Below are 18,480 nucleotides of genomic sequence, written 5' to 3' on the forward strand. Positions count from 1 at the left end.
GATCGCCGCGCCGGCGTCGGCGGTCGCCTGCTCGTCCACGTCGTTGACCACGACCGCGGCGCCCTGCGCGGCCAACTGCCGTGCGTAGGCGAGGCCGAGGCCGCGTCCGGCTCCGGTGACGATTGCGACTTTGCCGTCCAGGGACATGGGCACTCCTTCGCGTCGAGGTCGATCGGAACATGGACCGTTGAGAAAGTCAATTATTGGTAAGGCTTGCTATCATCGTCGCCGTGCCCCCTCCCGAGAGAGCCCGACCGGCCGACGGCCTGCGGGACAGCGTGCTCGGCCGGGATCTGAGCTTCCTGCTGGTGCGCGCCAACGCGCTCACCCTCGCCGCGGCCAACGCCGCCCTGGCCGAGCACGGACTGAAGGCCCGCTCGTACTCGGTGCTCGCGCTGGCCGCCGACGACACCCGGCCCACCCAGCGGGAGCTGGCCGAGTTCCTCCGGCTGGACCCGAGCCAGGTGGTGGCGCTCATCGACGACCTGGAGAGACGCGGTCTGGTCGAGCGCCGCACCGACCCCGCCGACCGGCGCGCCAACGTCCTGGTCGCCACCGACGAGGGGCGCGAGCTGTTCGCCCGCGCCCAGTCCTCCGCGCACGCCGTGGAGCTGGGCCTGCTGGCCGCGGTCACCCCCGAGGACCACGCCCGGCTGGCGCAACTGCTGCGCCTGCTGGCCTTTCCGGACTGAACCGGTGGCGGACCGAGCGGTGCCGGAGCGAGCCGGTGCCGGGCGGCGGGGGATGACGCCGCCCGACACCGGTGCGCTCAGAAGCGGATCCAGGTGCCGGTCAACGGGACCTGACCGACGCCGGGCCGGGACCAGTCACAGACCCCGTCCGGGAAGACCGCCCGCAACCGCTGCCACTGCTCGTCGGTGAAGTCGACGCCGTACGCCGCCCGGTCCAGCGGCGCAAGCCGGCACTTGAGCACGGCGGAAGTGGTCGGCCCGCCCGCCTCCACGCGCGGGTTGCGGTGGAACGGGAAGAGCTGGTTGCACCGGGCCGCCGGGTCGAGGGTCAACGTCTCCACGATCCGCTCCCCGTCCGCCGCGACGCAGTGGTCCGCCAGCCCGGCCGGCCGGGACAGCCGGGTCAGTGCCGTCTCGTCCAGATGGGGTCGGCTCGCCGCCAACGCCGTCCGGGCGGTCAACCAGGCGTCCATGTCCACCAGTGCCTGCGTCTGACTCGTCGACGCGGGCGCCCCGGACGCGCCTGTGACACTGATGTGGTTGTCCGCGTGACCGTTGGCCGCGAGCAGTCGCTCCCGCATGGTCCAGGAGCGGAAGCGGTCGTGGAAGTCACCGCTCGGGTCGGTGTAACCACGGGTCTCGATGATCGGCGTCCACCGCAGACCACCGTCGAACTGGTTGACGCGTCCGGTCGCGTACGCCACCTCGATCGCGTCGACGTTCGCCGAGGTGCGGTGCGGGGTGCGGGTGCCCTCGACGTCCAGACCACCGATGCCCTCGTTGAGCCGGACGAACTGCTCCGGGCTGATCACCCCGGCGTCCAGGGTGCGCAGCCCGTACTGCACGCCGACGGTGTCCGGGACGATCGGCCGCCCGGCGCCGGTGGTCGGGTCGACGCCGTACACGTTGGAGATGAAGTCCGCCATCGCGCAGCGGATGCCGTCCGGGTTGGTCACCGGGTGGTAGCGCAGCCCGGCGGGAACGTGGCTCGGGCAGGTGGCGGGCCAGTCGACGCTGTCGAAGTTCTGGTAGCCGCCGCAGGTGTTCGGGCTGGCGAAGCCGGTCACCGCGGTCCGCTGGGCGGTGGAGAGCCCGGCCGCCGGGGCCGCCTGGGAGATGAACCGGCACTCGTGCCCGGTGAGGGTCACCGAGCGCTCGTCCGGGTAGCCGATCTGGCCGATGACCCCGTCCAGGATCCCCGGGTACGCGTTGGCGATCAGCAACTGCTGCATGGTGCCGGCCGAGCCGCCCCAGCCCATGGTGAACAGCGGTACGCCGTACGACTCGACGAAGTGTTCCTTGACCATCATCGCGGTCTCGGCGGAGGTGACGTCGTTGCAGTTGTTGGCGAAGACGTTGAACGTCGCGCTGGCCACCGCGTAACCCCTGCTGAGCAGGCTGTGGTTCATCACCCCGCCGGTGCTGGTGGCCTGGGTGTACCCGATGCCGCAGGCGCCGCCGAAGGTGTAGACCAGCCGGTCGTTCCATCCGTCGGTGGTCGTCCACGGGTCCGGCGGCGCGGTGCCCGGCCGGTGCAGCAGGGCGATTTCGTACACCGCGCGGTTGATGGTGCCGCGCTCGACCCGGACCACGTACGGCACGGTGCGGCCGTCGCTGGTCGTGGTGGTGGCCACGTCGGCCGGGAGCGGGCCGTCCGGCAGCGCGACGAAGCTCCCGGCGGTGGTGCGGTACTGGTAGGTGACCCGGGGTTGCGCCACGTGGCAGTCCGCGTCCACCGGGCCCAGGTTCCACGGGTTGCCCGACGCGGTGCAGAACAGCGGGATGTGCGGGCCGGAGATGACCGGTCCGGCGGCCGGATGGTTGCGCAGGGTCAGCGTGGCGCGGGGGCGGCCGTGGCCCTGCCCGTTCGCGCGGACCTCGAGCTCGTTGGCGCCCAGCGCCAGCCCGTCCACGAGACCGAGCAGCGTGCGCTTGTCGTCGGTGGCCCGGAACCGGTCGGTGACGTCCCGGCCGTCGAGCCGGACCTTCACGTGGTGTGGGGGTACGGTGCGCGGCACGGCGACGCGCACCAGCGCGTCACCGCCGCTGACGGTGTCGGCCCGTCCGGACAGGACGGTCACCTCGAAGGCACGCTCGGCGGGACCTGCGTGGGGTGGCGGCGCGGCGAGGGCCGGTGCGGTGGAGCCGGCGAGCAGCGCCGCCGTGGCGGCCACGGCCAGCGCTCCCTTCCATGATCGTGGTCTGGTGCGCTCCTGAGGTCGATCGGTGGGCATGACGGGACCCCTTTCAGCCGGAGACGGACGGCTGGACCTGCTGGTCAGGCACGTGTGGCGAACATAATGCGAAATCTGATCGCGCGTCAACGATTCTGCATCGTATCTATGGATGGCGAAGATCGGCGGCGTAGTCGCCTCTGCTCAGCCCCGCTCGGGTGTCCGGTCAGCCCCGCTCGGGAGTCCGGACCAGTTCCTCGAAGCGCTGCTGCGCCGGCTCGGCCAGCGCCGTCGCGGTCCGCAGGAACATCACCCGCGCCTGTGCCCGGGGAAAGGACGCCGGCAGGAACCGGGCCGGCAGGTCCGGATCGTCGCCCACCAGTGCCCGCCAGTCGTTGACCAGCTCGGTCCGCGCGACCAGCGCCGCCGACGGGCCCACCGCACCGGCGTCGGCCCGCCGCGCCACCGTCCGGTGGCGCTCCAGGAACCGCTGGTACCCGTCGGCGAGCACGTCGATGCGCCAGGCGGCCTCCAGTCGGGCGCGGGTGCTCGGCAGCAGCTCGAAGTCCCGCGACCGCAACACCACCGCGTCGGTGACACCCAGCTCGCCGAGCTGCTCGTGTACCTCGTCGAACCGGTCGTGCGGGGTCACCCAGGTCGCGTCGTACAAGGGCCAGAACGTCAGCCAGCGCAGGCGGGCCCGCAGCAGCCGGCGCTGGTGCGCGTCGTCGAGCGGCAGGGTGAAGGCGAGCAGCGTCCAGACCCCGTCCCAGTCGTCTGAGTCGCTGCTGGCGAAGATGCGCCGGGCACCCCGGCGCAGGGTCTGCGACGCCGATTCGGTCAGCCGGTAGCTGGTCCGCCGGCCCTCCTTGGTGCGTTCCAGCATGCCGCGCTGGGTCAGGCGGGCCAGCGTCGCCCGGGCGTTGGCCGGGGCGATGCCGAACTCGGCCAGCACCGCGACCAGCCCACCGGAGGGCAGCGGGGACCGGCCGGCGTGCCAGTGGTCACCGAGGAGCGTCACCAGCAGCCGCTGCGCGCGGGCCCGACCCACCGCCGCCCGATCCGACGGCGTGGCCGGCTCCGGCTGCCACACCCGGCCCTCGGTCAACACGGTGCGCCGGGTGACCCGGTCGGGCCGGTCCGACGGGCCGCACAGGGGACAACACGCATCCGGACAAACTACTGCCCACGGGGGCGTCGGGGTAACGGCGCCGGCCGGGTCGACGCGGACGGGCGACCCAGCGACCGGGAGACCACCCGACCGGCCGCCTGCACCAGCGGCGCCAGCGCCAGCGGATCGGCCCGGTCGTACGCCACCACCAGCGAGATCGCCGCCACCACCCCGTCCGGCCCGGCGATCGGCGCGGCGACGGAGAGGGCGTCCATGGTGACCTGCCGGTCGCTGATCGCGTACCCGGCGCGGCGCACCTCGGCGAGCTGGCGGCGCAACCGCACCGGATCGGTGACGGTCAGCTCGGTGTACCGCTCCAACGGCGCGGCGAGGACCCGCTCCTGCACCTGCGCCGGTGCGTGCGCCAGCAGCACCAGCCCCACACCGGTGGCGTGCAGCGCGAAGCGACCGCCGACCCGGGTGAGCACCGGCACCGCGTGTCGTCCGGCGATCCGCTCGATGAAGACGAGTTCGAGGTCCTGCCGGACGGCGAGCTGGACGTTCTCGTGGGTCACCTCGTACAGGTCCTCCAGCACCGGCAGCGCCAGCTCGCGCAGCCCCAGCCCGCGCGGCGCCAGCGAACCGACCTCCCACAGGCGCAGGCCGACCCGGTAGCGCGCGTCGTCACCGCGTTCCAGCGCGCCCCAGGCCACCAGTTCGGCGACCCGGCGGTACGCGGTGGGCAGCGGCAGCTCGGCCCGCCGGGCCAGCTCGCTCAGGGTCAGCGCCGGCTCGCCGGGGCTGAACGCGTCGAGCAGCGCCAGCACCTTGCTGGTGACCGAGCGTCCGGGCCGTGCCTGCACCCCGCCATCATCCCCGCCGACCGGTCACAGCTCCAGCACGAGCCGCCGGGTACGCGCCCGGGACACGCAGATCAGCATGGTGTCCCCGGCAGCCCGTTCCGCCTCGGTGAGCAGGCTGTCGCGGTGCTCCGGCGTGCCGTCGAGCACGGTGGTCTCGCAGGTGCCGCAGGTGCCCTCGCGGCATGAGGAGAGCACCTGCGTACCGGCCTGCTCCAGCGCCGCCAGGATCGAGGTGCCCGGCGGTACGTGCACCGTCCGGCCGGAGAGCGCGAGGTCGACCTCCACGGCGTGTTCGCCCGTGCCGGCCCCGGCCGCCGGGGCGAACCGCTCGACGTGCAGCCGACCGGGTGGCCACGTCCGGCAGCGCTGCTGCACGGCGTCGATCAGCCCCTCCGGCCCGCAGCAGTAGACGACCGCGTCGGCCGGGTCACCGATCAGCGTGTCCAGGTCGAGCAGGCCCGTCTCGTCCTGCGGACAGAGGCGCACCCGCTCGCCGTACGCCTGCCGCAGATCGGCGGCGAAGGCCATGGAGCTGCGGCTGCGTCCGCCGTACACCAGTCGCCAGTCGGCACCGGCGGCGTCGGCGGCGGCGACCATCGGCCGGATCGGCGTGATGCCGATGCCCCCGGCGACGAAGAGGTACCGGTCGGCCTCGACCAGCCGGAAGGCGTTGCGCGGCCCGACCACCCGCACCGTCGCGCCGGGCGGCAGGCGTTCGTGCACGTGCCGGGAACCGCCACGCCCCTGCGGCGCCAGGTGCACCGCCACCTGGAGCGCGGTGCGGTCGGCCGGGTCGCCGCAGAGCGAGTACTGGCGCACCAGCCCGGGGCCCAGGTCCAGGTCGACGTGCGCGCCCGGGGTCCAGCCCGGCACCTCGCCACCATCCGGGCGGCGCAGGGTCAGCACCACCACGCCGGTGGCCACCGCCTCCCGGCCGGCGACCACCAGCGTCGTCTCCGTCGCGGTCATGCCGGCACCACCACCCGCTGCGTCGGTGCCGGTGCGGGTGCTGCCGGTGGCCGGTGGTCCCGGGGATGGGCGAGCAGCCACTCCCACAACTGCACCGGCTCCTCGGCGATCCGCTCGGCACCGCAGTGGCAGATGCCGCGCAGCGTGTCGGTGCCCGGCAGCCAGTGGATCCGATAGACCCGGTCGCCGGTGAGCCCGCCGGCCGGCGCGGTCACCGGGGCGCCTCCACCGTGGACGACTCGACCATCCGGGCGAGCAGCCGTCGGGCGGCCAGCCCGCCGGTGTCGATGTTGATGCTCAGTTCCTGGTAGCGCTCCGGCTCGGAGGCGATCACCCGCTCCAGGATGTTCAGGGCGGTGACGTCCTGCATGACCACGGTGTGGTTGCTCTGGTAGAGGTACTCGCTGACCGACTCGTCGTCGACGGCGAAGTCCCGCGCCACCGCCCAGAAGTCGTACGTGGTGTGCGCGGTCGACGGGGTGATGGCGTACACGATCTCGGCGTGGAACGCCTGGTCGTCGTCGCCCTCGGCCGGCGGGTAGACGCCCTGCGGGGCGATCCGGCTGTGCAACACGTACAGGCAGGGCGGGTGGTACTCGATGTCCTGCCAGCGGGTGATCCGGCCCTGGATGCCGGTCGAGCGGGCATAGAACGGTGGGCACTCCGCGTCGTCCATGTGCCGGCTGACGTAGACGACGCCCCGGTCCTCGTCCACCTCGGTGGTGATCGGCGTGTTCGCCACCTCGGGCGTACCGATGTAGCCGCCGTGCAGGTACGTCTCGTGGGACAGGTCCATCAGGTTGTCCACCAGCAGGCTGTACCGGGCGTCCAGCGGCGCCATGCCACGCACCGTCGTGTAGCGGGGGTCCCCGAGCCAGGGTGCCCGGGGGATGGTGGAGGCGTCGGCCCGGTCCCGGTCGCCGATCCAGACCCAGACCAGGGTGTCCTGCTCCACCACCGGGTACGCGGCCACCCGCGCCGTCCGGGGGATGCGCTGCTGCCCGGGTACGAAGACGCAGGCGCCGCTCGGATCGTAGGTGAAGCCGTGGTATCCGCAGACCACGGTGTCCCCGTCGAGGCGGCTCTCCGACAGCGGGTACCGCCGGTGCACACACCGGTCGGCGAGCGCCACCGCCGCGCCGGACTCGGTGCGGTAGAACACGAGCGGCTCGCCCAGCACGGTACGGGCGAGCAGGTCGCGCCCGACCTCGTTGCTGAAGGCGGCCACGTACCACTGGTCACGTGCGAACGGCATCCGGGCCTCCTGTCGACGTACGACGGTCAGTCGGATGGTCCCGGGCCCACCCCCTCGGCCGGGAGCCGCGTTCTCACTCAGTGAAAGTCGGGGCGGTCCGCGTCGGCGGTGCCGATCGCGTCGCGTACCTCCTCGACGAGTGCCCGCATGGCGGTCTCGGCGCCCCGGGCGTCCTCGGCGGCGACCGTGTTGGCGACCTGCTCGTGCAGGTCCAGGGCGACCGGTCGTGGGCACTTGGGCATCAGCCCGTGCTCGGTCCGGCCGGCGAGCACCTCGGCGATCACCCCGGTCAGCGCGGTGAACATCTCGTTGAGGCAGGCCTGGAGTAGCAGTGCGTGGAACTCGACGTCGGCGGCGAGGAACGCGTCGAGCTCCCCGGCCTCGCCGAGCTGACGCATCTGGGCGGCCAGCGCGCGGAGTCGCTGTCGCTCCTCGGCGGTGGCGTGCCGGGCGGCCCCGGCGGCGGCGAGTGGTTCGACCGCCACCCGCAGCTCGGTGAGCGTCCGTAGCTGCGCGGCGCGGCCGGGACCTTCGAGCCGCCAGCGGATCACGCGTGGATCGAGCACCCGCCACCGGTGCATCGGCTGGACCACCAGGCCGACCCGGCGGCGCGAGGCCACCAGGTGCAACGACTCCAGGATCCGCATCGCCTCCCGCATCACGGTGCGCGAGACGCCGAAGCGGTGCTGCAACTGCTCCAGGGTGAGCGCCTCTCCGGCGACGTGCCGACCGCTGGTGATCTCCAGCCCGAGCGCGTCGAGCACGGCGTCGTGCAGCACGGGCGCTGCGGGCCGCGCCGCGTCGCGTGTCGCCTCACCCATCAAGGATCCCCGATCACTCGCTTCCGGAGAGACTAGCGCGCCGGGCACCGCTGGCCGTCCGGTGCGGCGCGGAATGGCGGCGAAAGGTGTCACCAATGTGTTTACAAAGATATCACCTTTGTGTGAAGATCACGTTAATCAGCAGGTGGCGCCGCACGACGGGCCCGGTGCGACCCCGCACCGCACCGGGATCGGAGCGCCCTGGCCGCCGTCCGGTCCCCGTCGGTCCACTCCGGACCGTCACGGACCGACCACGAACACCAGGGGAGAACCGACTCGTCGACACGCCACCACTGGTCGCCCGTACGGCATCCCCGGGACGAACCGGTCGACCAGCCGATGAAGGGAAACGCACACATGCCCGTTGCTCATCCTCACCCCGCGCCGACCCGCCGGCTCCGCCGCGCGTTGGCCGTCTCGGCCGTCGCCGGCCTGACGGTCGCCTCCGGAGCCCTCGCGGCTCCCGCAGCGTCCGCTGCCCCGGCCGCCGCCCTCGGACCGAAGGTCGTGCAGACCAACCAGGCACCCACCGGTCACTCGGTCACCTTCCGCTACCGGGCCCCCGCCGGTGTGCAGTCGGTCCAGATCTACGGCGAGTGGTGGTTCTCCCAGCCCGCGAGCGTGACCTGCGTGGGCTGCGGTGACGCCCGCACCGGCGCGCAGTGGCAGCCCGGCGACATCCTCGCCGACCCATGGCGTCCGCTGCCGATGCAGCAGGGACGCGACGGGGTGTGGACGTTCACCACGCCGCTGCCCTCCGGCACCTTCCGGTACGCGTTCACCCACGACTGTCACAGCCCGACGGCCAGCGGCTGCACCCTGCACCCGGACCCGGCCAACCCGCTGGAGGTCACGCCGCACGCGACCGCGCCGGGTGCGCTGCTCAGCCGGGTCTACGTGCCGAACAGCAAGCGCTTCCCCACCTACGACAACAGCTACCAGGCGCCGGTCGACCGCAAGAAGGCGGGCAAGCTGGAGCAGCGCTGGTACGACTCGCCGCTGTCCACCGACCCGGCGGGCAAGCACGACGTGGTCGTCTACCTGCCGCACGGCTACGACGCTACGCGCGCCACCCCGTACCCGACGCTCTACCTCAGCCACGGCGGCGGCGGCAACGCCACCGACTGGACCATGGAGGGCGTGGCCCACGAGATCCTGGAGAACGCGATCCGGGACCGTAAGGCGCTGCCGATGGTGATCGTCTCGACCGACTTCAACGGCCTGCCCGACGGCAACCAGGGCTACGTCGACGAGCTGCGGAACAACGTCATCCCGTTCGTGGAGAAGAACTACCACGTCTCCACCCAGGCCCAGGACCGCGCCTTCGGGGGTCTCTCCGCCGGTGGGGCCCGTGCCATCACGCTGCTGTACGACAACACCGACCTGGTCGGCTACCACGGCGCGTGGGGTGCGGCCGGCGGTGCGGTGAACCCCTCCGCGGAGCAGGTGGCGCGGATGAAGGCCGTGTCCGGCGGCATCCACGTCGGCACCGGCCTGCAGGACTGGCTGATCAACATCGCGCCCGACTCGGTCGCCCGCACCGAGAACTGGCGTGCGGCCGGTGTCGAGGTGACCGAGTTCAACATCGACGGTGTGCACGTCTGGGACGTGTGGCGGCAGATGCTCAACGACTACCTGCGGACCGTCGCGTTCCGGAGCACCACCGTCGACCTGGACGTCGAGTCGATCCGGGCCGGCAACTCGCACCGGTACCGCGTCATCGCCACCGCCGAGGTGGCCTCGGTGACCACCAGCGACCGTAAGCCCTCCGGCAAGGTCGACTTCTACGTCGGCGACAAGCGCCTCGGTTCGGCGACCGTGCGCAACGGCGTCGCCGAGTTCAAGGGCAACGTCAGCGGCCCGCTGACCGAGCCGGTGACCGCCCGCTACCAGGGTGACAGCCTCTACAACACCGCGCAGAGCAGCCCGGCCCAGGCCGGCTGACCCGACGCGCCCGACCGGTCCGTGGTGGCACTCCTTCGAGGGATGTCATCACGGACCGTCGTCGTCCACCGGCCCGCAGGCGCTCAGTCGAACTCGACCACCGTCCGGGCGCCCTCGCCCCGCGCCATCCGGGCGAACGCCGCCGGCGCCTCGTCGAGGGTGGCCCGGTCGGTGACCAGGTAGCTCAGGTCGAGCGTGCCGTCGAGCACCGCCCGCGCCAGCTCGGGCACGTCCCGGTCGGGGTCCGAGGAGCCGTAGACCGAGGAACGCAGCGTCCGCGCGGAGTGGAAGATGTCCAACGCGCTCAGGCCGACGATGTCGTCCTTGCCGCCCATCCCCACCACGACGACCTGGCCACCCCGGCGGGTGCTCTGCCAGGCGCTGCGGATCGTGGCGGACCGCCCGACGCACTCCACCGCGTGGTCGACGCCCCGGCCGCCGGTCAGTCCCCGGACCGCGCGGACCAGCGAGTCGTCCGCGAGCAGGAAGTCGGTGGCGCCCGCGGCGGCGGCCAACTCGGCCTTGGCGGGGGCGACGTCCACCCCGATCACCACAGCCGCACCGGCCGCACGCGCGGCGGCCACCGCCGACAGCCCGACCCCGCCGAGACCGATCACCGCGACCGAGTCGCCGGCCGCCACCCGCGCGGTACGCCGCACCGCGCCGACCCCGGTGAGCACCGCACAGCCGAGCAGCGCGGCGGCCGGGAACGGCAGCGCGGACGGCACTGCCACGGCGGCCTCCTGCGGCACCAGCACCTGCTCGGCGAGCGCGCCCAGCCCGAGCGTGACGTGCAGCGGCCGACCGTCCAGGGTGTGTCCGCGCGCCACGGCCGGTGCCCCGTTGCGCCGGCACAGCCAGGGCTCGTCGCGCCGGCAGAACCAGCAGGACCGGCAGGCCGGCGCCCAGTTGAGCACCACGTGGTCGCCGGGGGCCACCCGGTCCACGCCGTCACCGACCTCCGCCACCACGCCGGCCGCCTCGTGTCCGAGCAGCAGCGGGTACGGCGCGGTCAGGGTGCCGTCCGCCATGGACAGGTCGGAGTGGCAGACACCGGAGGCCCGGATGCGGACGCGTACCTGGCCGGGGCCGGTCTCCGGCAGCTCGACCGGCTCCACCCGCAGCGGTGCGTCGGCGGCCCTGGCCACCAGACCTCTCACCGCTGGATCGCCTTGATCTCGCAGAACTCCGCCAGCCCGTGGCTGCCCAGCTCGCGCCCGAGACCGGACTGCTTGTAGCCGCCGAACGGGGCCATCGGGTTGAACGGCGCCCCGTTGATGTCGACGGCACCGGTCCGCAGCCGCCGGGCCACCCGCAGCGCCCGTTCCTCGTCGGCGGACCAGACCGCGCCGGCCAGACCGTAGCGGGAGTTGTTGGCGACCGCCACGGCGTGGTCGTCGTCGTCGACCGGGATCACCGCCAGCACCGGCCCGAAGACTTCCTCCTGCGCGAGGGCGCTGTCCGGGTCGACGTCGGCGATCACCGTCGGGGCGACGAAGAAGCCCCGGTCCGGCACCGGGGCGTCGGGCCCACCGACGACCAGCCGGCCGCCGTCGGCCAGGCCCCGGGCGACGTGCGCGCGGACCCGGTCCCGCTGCTGCGCCGAGACCAGCGGACCGAGCCGGGTGGCCGGTTCGAGGGGGTCGCCGACCTGGTAGCCCTCGGCGGCCTTGGCCACCAGGTCGAGGGCCTCGTCGTAGCGGGCCCGCTGCACCAGCATCCGGGTCCACGCGGTGCAGGTCTGCCCCGAGTTGAGGAAGGCGTTGCCGACACCGACCTTGACCGCGGTGGTCAGGTCGGCGTCGTCCAGGATCACGTTGGCCGACTTGCCGCCGAGTTCCAGTGCGACCCGGGCGATCCGGTCGGCGGCGAGGTGCGCGACGCGTCGACCGGTGGCGGTGGAGCCGGTGAAGGAGACCAGGTCCACGTCGGGGTGGGCGGCGATGGCCTCGCCCACCACCGGACCGGTGCCGGTGACCAGGTTGACCACGCCCGGCGGCAGGCCCGCCGCGTGCACGGCGTCGACGAGGAGGTACGCCGTCAGCGGTGTCAGCTCGCTCGGCTTCAGCACCACCGTGCACCCGGCGGCCAGCGCCGGCGCGAGTTTGGCCACGATCTGGTGCAGCGGGTAGTTCCACGGGGTGATCGCGCCGACCACACCCACCGGCTCGCGGACCACCAGTGAGTTGCCGACCGTCTCCGGTGCCGGCGGCCGGGCGGCCAGGTCGACGTAGCTGCGCAGCACGGTCAGCGGCAGGCCGGTCTGCACCCGGGTGGCGACCTTGAGCGGAGTGCCGAGTTCCCGCACGACGGTGCGGGCGATGTCGTAGGCGCGCGCGGTCAGCTCGGCGTGCAGTCGGTCGAGGTGGGCGGCCCGGTCCGCCGGGTCGGTCGCGGACCAGCTCCCGAAAGCCGCGCGGGCGGCGGCCACCGCCCGGTCCACGTCCTCGGCGGTGCCGGCCGGGACGGTCGCGACGACCTCCTCGGTCGTCGGGTCGTGCACCTCCAACGACTCCGCGCCGCTCGGGGGCACCCAGCGCCCGTCCAGGTAGAAGTCCGTCCGTGCGAGATCCATGCGGCCCTCACCTCGCCTAGCAGTGGAAGTTTTGACCCTAGTACGCCTCGTCGGTCGACGGGAGGGGTGGCAGCGGGCCGACGGCGCGTTCGTAGCTGTGGGACAAGCCCTCGATCAGGGCGTCCAGGCCGAGCGTGAAGGCGCCCTCGTCGACCTGTTGCTGGTGCTCGGCGAGCCGGTGCGCCTGGCTCAGGTGCGGGTACTGGTCGGCGTAGACGCTCGGGTCCTCGACGAAGCCCCGGGCGAACGAGCCGAGCGCCGAGCCGGTCACGAAGTAGCGCATCAGCGCGCCGATGTGGGTGGCCCGCGCCGGTGGCCAGCCCGCCGTGACGAGCCCGCCGTAGACGGCGTCGGCCATCGCCAGCGCCGCCGGTCGCCGCCCGGGACCCTGCGCCAGGTGCGGCACGATGTTCGGGTGGGCGGCCAGGGCCGCCCGATAGGTGTGTCCCCACCGGCGCAGCGCCACCCGCCAGTCGACCGCGCCGAAGTACGACACGTCCACCCGGCCGGTGATGCTGTCCGCCACCGCGTCGAGGATCGCGTCCTTCGTGGCGAAGTGGTTGTAGAGCGACGGTCCCCGGACGCCGAGTTCGGCGGCGAGCCGGCGGGTGGAGAACCCGGCCAGCCCGTCGGCGTCGATCAGCGCCACGGCGGCCTCGACGATCCGCTCCCGGCTGAGCAGCGCCTGTCGTGGCCGGGGCATGGGCTTCCTCCTCGGGTGGGTGCTCCGTCCGGAACTCTGCCACACCGCAGGTCTGGACAGCCGAAAACTTGCAGCGCTAGTTTAAACGCAGAGACGTCACCAGCCCAACCGAAAGGACGGGTGAGCACATGGACTTCGGACTGTCCGACGAGGAACGGGCCATCCGCGACACCGCCCGCGACTTCATCGCCCGCGAGGTCATGCCGCTGGAACAGGAGCTGCTGCGCCGGGAACGGGCCCACCAGCCCGGCCTGGAACGCGCCGAGCTGCGCGAGTTGCAGCTCAAGGCGCGTGCCTTCGGCTTCTGGGGCCTGGCCACCCCGCAGCGGTACGGCGGCATGGAACTGCCCGCCGTCGTCCAGTCGCTGATCTGGACCGAGATCGGCCGTACGTTCGTGCCGTTCCGGTTCGGCGGCGAGGCCGACAACATCCTCTTCCACGCCACCGACGAGCAGCAGAAGGAGTTCCTGCTGCCCACCATCGAGGGGGAGCGGCTCTCCTGCTTCGCCATCACCGAACCGGGCGCCGGCTCGGACGCGGCCAACATCCGGTTCAGCGCCCGCCGCGACGGTGACGACTGGATCCTCAACGGCGAGAAGACCTTCATCACCGGCGGCAACGAGGCCGACTTCGCCATCGTCATCGCCGTCACCGATCCCGAGCGTGGCGCCCGCAACGGCGGGGCGACCGCGTTCCTGGTGGACCGGGCGATGGGCTGGCGGTCGGAGTTCATCCCGACGATGGGCGAGGGCGGGCCGGCGTCGCTGGTCTTCGACGACGTACGGGTGCCGCACCGCAACATCCTCGGCGAGATCGGCCAGGGCTTCGCCCTCGGCATGGAGTGGATCGGCAAGGGGCGGTACACCATCCCCTCGCACGCCGTCGGTATCGCCGAACGGGCGCTGCGGATGGCGATCGAGCACGCCAACACGCGCGAGACCTTCGGCAAGAAGATCGGCACCAACCAGGCCATCCAGTGGATGATCGCCGACTCGGAGACCGAGCTGGAGGCGGCCCGGTGGCTGATCCTGCGTGCCGCCTGGACGGTCGACGCGGGCCTGGACCCGCGACACGCCTCCTCGATGGCGAAGCTCTACGGCGCCGGCATGGTCAACCGGGTGGTGGACCGGGTGCTCCAGATCCACGGCGGCATGGGCTACACCCGGGAGCTGCCGATCGAACGCTGGTACCGGCAGGTGCGGCTCTATCGCATCTTCGAGGGCACCGACGAGATGCAGCGGCTGATCATCGCCCGCGACCTGCTGCGGGGGTACACGAAAATCGGCGGGCATCTGGCCGGGTAGTCGTCAGAATCGTCGTCATGTCCGCTCGCCACATCGCCATGATCGGCAGCACCGCGCCGAGTCACGTCTATCCCTCGCTGGCCCTGATCCGCGAACTCGTGGACCGGGGCCACCGCGTCACGTACGCGATCGGCGCACCGTTGACCGACCTGGTCGCGTCGACCGGCGCGGAGCCGCTCGCCCACCCGACGATCCTGCCGCTGGGCGACACGGCCTGGCCGGAGGACCCGGGTGCGGCGATGCGGATCTTCCTCGACGAGGCCGTGGCGGTGCTGCCCCGGCTGACCGCCCGCTACGACGAGGACCGGCCGGACCTCGTGCTGTACGACATCGGCGGGCTGGCGGGACCGCTGCTCGGCACCAGGTACGGCGTACCGGCCGTGCAACTGTCGCCCGCGATGGTCGCCTGGGACGGCTACGACGAGGACATGGCGGAGTTCTTCACCGCCCTGCGTGCCTCGGAGTCCGGGCGCGACTACTACGCCACGCTGGACCGGTGGCTTGCCGAGAACGGCGTCCACCAGGACGGGCACGTGTTCCTGAGCCGTCCGCCGCACGTCCTCGCCCTGATCCCCGAGGCGATGCAGCCGCACGCCGACCGGGTGTCGCGCCAGCGCGTACGGTTCGTCGGCCCGTGCCTCGACCCCGCCCGGCTCGACGAACCGGGCTGGACGCCACCGGCCGACGGACTGCCGGTGCTGCTGGTCTCCTTCGGCACCGCGTACAACGACCAGATGCCGGTCTACCGCGCGTGCCTGAGCGGGTTCGCCGACTCCCGCTGGCACGTGGTGCTCGCGGTCGGCGACAAGGTGGACCCGGCCGAGCTGGGTCCACAGCCGGCCAACGTCGAGGTGCACCGCCGGGTGCCGCAGGTGATGGTGCTGGGGCACGCCTCGGCGTTCGTCACCCACGCCGGGATGGGCGGCTGCACCGAGGCGCTCTGGTGCGGCGTACCCACGGTGGCGATCCCACAGGCGGTGGACCAGTTCGCCAACGCCGACCGGCTGGTGGCGGCCGGGGTCGGCCGGCTGCTGCCGGCGGACGAGGTCACCGCGCAGACCCTGCGGACGGCCGTCGACGCGGTCGCCGACGACCCGGAGCTGCGGCGACGGCTGGACACGCTCCGGTCCGAGGTGCGGGCGAACGGCGGGGTACGGCACGCGGCGGAGGCGGTGGAGAGCTTCCTGGCCGACCGCTGACACCGTCGTGGCGGTGCGCGGGTGATCGTGGCGGTGCGCGGGTGATCCGGCGTCAGCGTGGCGGTGTGGCTGTTGCCGGGTCGGCGTGTCGGACAGCCACACTGCCACGATGATCGGGGCGGGCGTGGGTGCCGGCTCGTTGTGCATGACGGGGATGGGAGTCTCATGGCGGACGTCAGGCTTCGACCGATGCGGGGTGGGGACGCCGAGCGGGTGTTGGCGATCTATCAGGCCGGGTTGGACGGCGGGCAGGCCAGTTTCGAGACCGTCGCGCCGACCTGGGCCGCCTTCGACGCCGGTCGGCTGCCGGCGCACCGGCTGGTCGCGGTGGACGCCGACGGCGTGCTGCTCGGCTGGATCGCGGTGTCGCCGACCTCGACCCGGGCGGTGTACGCCGGGGTGGTGGAGCACTCCGTCTACGTGGATCCGGCAGCCCAGGGGCGTGGCGTGGCCCGGCTGCTGCTGGACGGGTTGATCGCCTCGACCGAGGCGGCCGGTGTCTGGACCATCCAGTCCGGCGTCTTCCCGGAGAACGTCGCCAGTCTGGCGCTGCACCGGCGGGCCGGCTTCCGCGTCGTCGGCACCCGGGAACGGGTGGGCCGGCACCACGGCCGCTGGCGCGACGTCGTCCTCCTGGAACGCCGCAGCCCGGTCGTGATGTAAGGAGGGGTCCCCTGCTATGCACCAGGCGTTAGCAGGGGACCCCTCCTTTCACTCCTACGGGTACTGGCGCAGGTAGACGGGTGCGCCGACCCGGTCCATGTCGGCGGCCTCGCCCACCCCGTTGACCACGTGGTCGATGGTGCCGGCGCTCAGGTTCACCGTCATGATGTGGTGCAGCCGGACACCGGGCCGCACCGGCACCTCGAATCCGTTCTCGGTACGGATCGACGGGTTGTTCTGGTTGAACACGTACACGCCGCCGCCGTACAGGGTGTGGTGCCGCACCCGGTCGGCGACCTTGTAACCGGCCCACCCGTTGACCGTGCCGTTCATCCAGTCCGCCTGCGTGGGCGGGTCGTACGGCAGCTCGTTCTGGTAGAGGACCGTGGTGCCGTGCTCGCCGTTCCAGACGGTGTTGTACCGCTGGAAGTGCTCCACGAACAGGCCGGTGGCGGTGACGTGGTCGCCGTTGATGACCGCGCCGTACCGTCCGGTGTTGGTCCGCCAGCGGTCGGTGTCGCCGTTGACCCCCTCGGTGAAGCCCTCCACACCGTGGTCGCCGCGCCACACCCAGGTGTGGTCGATCAGGACATGGTCGCTGTTGACCTCCAGCGCGGTGTCGGTCTTGCCGATGTGCGGTCCGCCGATCCGGAAGTACACGTCGGAGAGCGTCGTCGGGTTCTTCGGCGTGCTGTGGTCGCGGCCGTGCTTGCGGCCGACCCGCAGCAGCACCGGCGACTCGGTGAGGCCGGCGTCGATGGTGACTCCGGCGACCACCACGCCGGGCACCCCGGCGACGTCGAGCGGTACGGCTCCCTTGACGGCGGTGAGCGTGGCGTGTCCGATGCCGAGCACGACGGTGTCGGGCCGGCGTACCTCGATGCTGCGGGCCACGTCGTACACGCCCGGGGTGAGCAGCAGGTGCCTGCCTCGGGCGAGCTGCGAGTTGATCGTCTGCACCGAGTCGGACGGCTTGGCGACGAAGAAGTCACCGATCGGGATGGTGCGTCCCGGCGTCAGCCCGTTCGCCCAGGTGACACCCCGGGTGTCCCGGCGGGCGGCGGGCACCCGGACCTGGTACTTGCCCTTGGCGTCGACGAACAGGTACGGCTTCTCCCGGCTGACCGGTGTGGTGTCCAGGGTGGTGTACGGCGGGTCGGGGAACCCGTCGTCGTCGGGGGCGCCCACCACTCCGGCGAAGACCTGGTTCCACACCCCGTTGGACCAGCTCTCGACCTCGCTGTTGCGGGTCAGCCACTGCTGCTGGGAGCCGTTGGTGGTGGCCGGCAGCCGGGAGTCGGCGATGAAGCCGCCGCTGGCGTACTGCGGCCCGTTGGTGCAGTAGTCCATCAGCGAGAGCCCGCCGCCGCTGATGTCCAGTCGGCGCATCGACACCGCCTGGGAGACCGCCCAGAAGTTGGCCGAGGCACGGCAGTCGTCCTGACCGGTGGCGTTGACGCGCAGCGACAGGTTGGACAGCGTGCGCCAGAAGTTGACCAGCGCGATGCAGTTGCCGGTGCCCCCCTCGGTCAGGCACCGGTTGTACGCCTCGATCTTGCCGTTGATGACCACGTCGGTGGGGGAGGCGCCGAGCCCGGAGATCTCGGTGTAGTAGCCGACCTTGATCTGGAGCGGCTGCGCGGCCGTGCCGTAGCTGCCCGGCCGGAACAGGTACGCGTGCCGGGTGGTGCCCATCTCGTTGTCGACCTGCGCGGCGTGGGCCGCGTCGAGGGTGGCCTGGATCCGGCTGACCGGCATGCTCGGGTCGAAGATCGTGACGTTCGGCCCGAAGTTCGGGGTGACCGGGCGGGGCGGTCCCGCGCCGGCCGGGGTGGTGGTGGAGACGGCGGCGGTGGTCAGCACGAGGCCGAAGGCCAGCGCGCGACCGAGCCGCCGGCGGTGTGGTCGAGTCGGCATGCGTTCGTCCTTCCCGTCGGGACGGCGTGATCTCCGGCCCGACGACGCGGTGGACCCCGTTGCGTGAGAGCGCTCTCCCACTGGGGCGGACTTGTATCACGGTGTGAAGAAATCGGGGTCGAGATGTTTCTACCCCGTAACCGCGCCACGCGCCATGGTCGGGACGCATCGATTTCCGTGGGGGTCCACCACGTGGGCCCGGCAGAGAGCCGACGGCGCCGTCCCGGCCGGATCACGACACCCGGCCGGGACGGCACGCCTCACCGGGTGGCGGGCGTCGCGGTCCGGCC

General features: G+C 72.5%; 17 protein-coding genes. 5 read left to right on the forward strand and 12 right to left on the reverse strand.

Going from position 1 to position 18,480, the window contains the following annotated elements:
* Positions 1 to 147, reverse strand: a 147-nt coding sequence (locus EYA84_RS10015) for an SDR family NAD(P)-dependent oxidoreductase (protein ID WP_131052759.1), incomplete at its 3' end; no start/stop codon positions are given.
* An 83-nt stretch (positions 148 to 230) separates the two neighbouring features.
* Between EYA84_RS10015 and EYA84_RS10020 the strand changes: the two genes are divergently transcribed.
* Entirely contained in the window at positions 231 to 692 is a 462-nt protein-coding gene (locus EYA84_RS10020; protein WP_131052760.1) for a MarR family winged helix-turn-helix transcriptional regulator, read from the forward strand.
* 77 nt (positions 693 to 769) lie between these two features.
* Here the strand turns inward: EYA84_RS10020 and EYA84_RS10025 are convergent, their stop codons facing one another.
* The 7 genes from EYA84_RS10025 to EYA84_RS10060 all read right to left on the reverse strand — a co-directional run bounded on the left by EYA84_RS10025 (position 770) and on the right by EYA84_RS10060 (position 7,885).
* Positions 770 to 2,866 carry a DUF6351 family protein gene (locus EYA84_RS10025; protein WP_131052761.1) on the reverse strand — a complete coding sequence of 699 codons (2,097 nt, stop codon included), beginning with the start codon at positions 2,864 to 2,866 and terminating at the stop codon, positions 770 to 772.
* A 226-nt stretch (positions 2,867 to 3,092) separates the two neighbouring features.
* Complete coding sequence (locus EYA84_RS32430) at positions 3,093 to 3,977, reverse strand: PaaX family transcriptional regulator C-terminal domain-containing protein (RefSeq protein WP_161594941.1); 885 nt, start codon at positions 3,975 to 3,977, stop codon at positions 3,093 to 3,095.
* Positions 3,978 to 4,045: 68 nt separating this feature from the next.
* On the reverse strand, positions 4,046 to 4,840 hold the full coding sequence (locus tag EYA84_RS10040; protein ID WP_176094036.1) for an IclR family transcriptional regulator: 795 nt from the start codon (positions 4,838 to 4,840) through the stop codon (positions 4,046 to 4,048).
* A gap of 24 nt (positions 4,841 to 4,864) precedes the next feature.
* Positions 4,865 to 5,809 carry a PDR/VanB family oxidoreductase gene (locus EYA84_RS10045; RefSeq protein WP_131052763.1) on the reverse strand — a complete coding sequence of 315 codons (945 nt, stop codon included), beginning with the start codon at positions 5,807 to 5,809 and terminating at the stop codon, positions 4,865 to 4,867.
* Entirely contained in the window at positions 5,806 to 6,024 is a 219-nt protein-coding gene (locus tag EYA84_RS10050; protein WP_131052764.1) for a hypothetical protein, read from the reverse strand. Before EYA84_RS10050 ends, EYA84_RS10045 begins: the two co-directional genes overlap by 4 nt.
* Entirely contained in the window at positions 6,021 to 7,064 is a 1,044-nt protein-coding gene (locus EYA84_RS10055; RefSeq protein ID WP_131052765.1) for an aromatic ring-hydroxylating dioxygenase subunit alpha, read from the reverse strand. Before EYA84_RS10055 ends, EYA84_RS10050 begins: the two co-directional genes overlap by 4 nt.
* Before the next feature lie 77 nt (positions 7,065 to 7,141).
* Positions 7,142 to 7,885, reverse strand: coding sequence for a FadR/GntR family transcriptional regulator (locus tag EYA84_RS10060; protein ID WP_131052766.1), 744 nt, complete (start codon positions 7,883 to 7,885; stop codon positions 7,142 to 7,144).
* A 357-nt stretch (positions 7,886 to 8,242) separates the two neighbouring features.
* Here EYA84_RS10060 and EYA84_RS10065 point away from each other — a divergent pair, with 357 nt between their 5' ends.
* A complete protein-coding gene (locus tag EYA84_RS10065; protein WP_131052767.1) occupies positions 8,243 to 9,829 on the forward strand; it encodes an alpha/beta hydrolase-fold protein in 1,587 nt (528 codons plus the stop codon).
* An 83-nt stretch (positions 9,830 to 9,912) separates the two neighbouring features.
* On the opposite strand, the gene EYA84_RS10070 is transcribed toward EYA84_RS10065, so the two are convergent.
* Genes EYA84_RS10070 through EYA84_RS10080 form a run of 3 tightly spaced genes read right to left on the reverse strand, consistent with a single transcriptional unit; the run spans position 9,913 to position 13,107 of the window.
* Entirely contained in the window at positions 9,913 to 10,989 is a 1,077-nt protein-coding gene (locus EYA84_RS10070; protein ID WP_131052768.1) for a zinc-binding dehydrogenase, read from the reverse strand.
* Complete coding sequence (locus EYA84_RS10075) at positions 10,986 to 12,404, reverse strand: aldehyde dehydrogenase family protein (RefSeq protein ID WP_131052769.1); 1,419 nt, start codon at positions 12,402 to 12,404, stop codon at positions 10,986 to 10,988. Before EYA84_RS10075 ends, EYA84_RS10070 begins: the two co-directional genes overlap by 4 nt.
* A 37-nt stretch (positions 12,405 to 12,441) precedes the next feature.
* Positions 12,442 to 13,107, reverse strand: a complete 666-nt coding sequence (locus EYA84_RS10080; protein ID WP_131052770.1) for a TetR/AcrR family transcriptional regulator — start codon at positions 13,105 to 13,107, stop codon at positions 12,442 to 12,444.
* Between the two features lie 128 nt (positions 13,108 to 13,235).
* Here EYA84_RS10080 and EYA84_RS10085 point away from each other — a divergent pair, with 128 nt between their 5' ends.
* The 3 genes from EYA84_RS10085 to EYA84_RS10095 all read left to right on the forward strand — a co-directional run bounded on the left by EYA84_RS10085 (position 13,236) and on the right by EYA84_RS10095 (position 16,273).
* Positions 13,236 to 14,411, forward strand: a complete 1,176-nt coding sequence (locus tag EYA84_RS10085; protein WP_131052771.1) for an acyl-CoA dehydrogenase family protein — start codon at positions 13,236 to 13,238, stop codon at positions 14,409 to 14,411.
* Between the two features lie 17 nt (positions 14,412 to 14,428).
* Positions 14,429 to 15,610, forward strand: coding sequence for a macrolide family glycosyltransferase (locus tag EYA84_RS10090; RefSeq protein WP_131052772.1), 1,182 nt, complete (start codon positions 14,429 to 14,431; stop codon positions 15,608 to 15,610).
* 165 nt (positions 15,611 to 15,775) lie between these two features.
* Entirely contained in the window at positions 15,776 to 16,273 is a 498-nt protein-coding gene (locus tag EYA84_RS10095; protein WP_131052773.1) for a GNAT family N-acetyltransferase, read from the forward strand.
* A gap of 54 nt (positions 16,274 to 16,327) precedes the next feature.
* On the opposite strand, the gene EYA84_RS10100 is transcribed toward EYA84_RS10095, so the two are convergent.
* On the reverse strand, positions 16,328 to 18,190 hold the full coding sequence (locus tag EYA84_RS10100; protein WP_131052774.1) for an adenylyl cyclase: 1,863 nt from the start codon (positions 18,188 to 18,190) through the stop codon (positions 16,328 to 16,330).
* Positions 18,191 to 18,480 lie beyond the last annotated feature (290 nt).

The organism is Verrucosispora sp. SN26_14.1 (genome assembly GCF_004307965.1).
Taxonomy (GTDB): Bacteria; Actinomycetota; Actinomycetes; order Mycobacteriales; family Micromonosporaceae; genus Micromonospora.

Excerpts from the sequence above, each read along its gene's own strand:
- EYA84_RS10045 (WP_131052763.1), bottom strand. The coding sequence starts at position 5,809 with ATGACCGCGACGGAGACGACGCTGGTGGTCGCCGGCCGGGAGGCGGTG.
- EYA84_RS10055 (WP_131052765.1), bottom strand. The coding sequence starts at position 7,064 with ATGCCGTTCGCACGTGACCAGTGGTACGTGGCCGCCTTCAGCAACGAG.
- EYA84_RS10060 (WP_131052766.1), bottom strand. The coding sequence starts at position 7,885 with ATGGGTGAGGCGACACGCGACGCGGCGCGGCCCGCAGCGCCCGTGCTG.
- EYA84_RS10065 (WP_131052767.1), top strand. The coding sequence starts at position 8,243 with ATGCCCGTTGCTCATCCTCACCCCGCGCCGACCCGCCGGCTCCGCCGC.
- EYA84_RS10075 (WP_131052769.1), bottom strand. The coding sequence starts at position 12,404 with ATGGATCTCGCACGGACGGACTTCTACCTGGACGGGCGCTGGGTGCCC.
- EYA84_RS10080 (WP_131052770.1), bottom strand. The coding sequence starts at position 13,107 with ATGCCCCGGCCACGACAGGCGCTGCTCAGCCGGGAGCGGATCGTCGAG.
- EYA84_RS10085 (WP_131052771.1), top strand. The coding sequence starts at position 13,236 with ATGGACTTCGGACTGTCCGACGAGGAACGGGCCATCCGCGACACCGCC.
- EYA84_RS10090 (WP_131052772.1), top strand. The coding sequence starts at position 14,429 with ATGTCCGCTCGCCACATCGCCATGATCGGCAGCACCGCGCCGAGTCAC.
- EYA84_RS10095 (WP_131052773.1), top strand. The coding sequence starts at position 15,776 with ATGGCGGACGTCAGGCTTCGACCGATGCGGGGTGGGGACGCCGAGCGG.
- EYA84_RS10100 (WP_131052774.1), bottom strand. The coding sequence starts at position 18,190 with ATGCCGACTCGACCACACCGCCGGCGGCTCGGTCGCGCGCTGGCCTTC.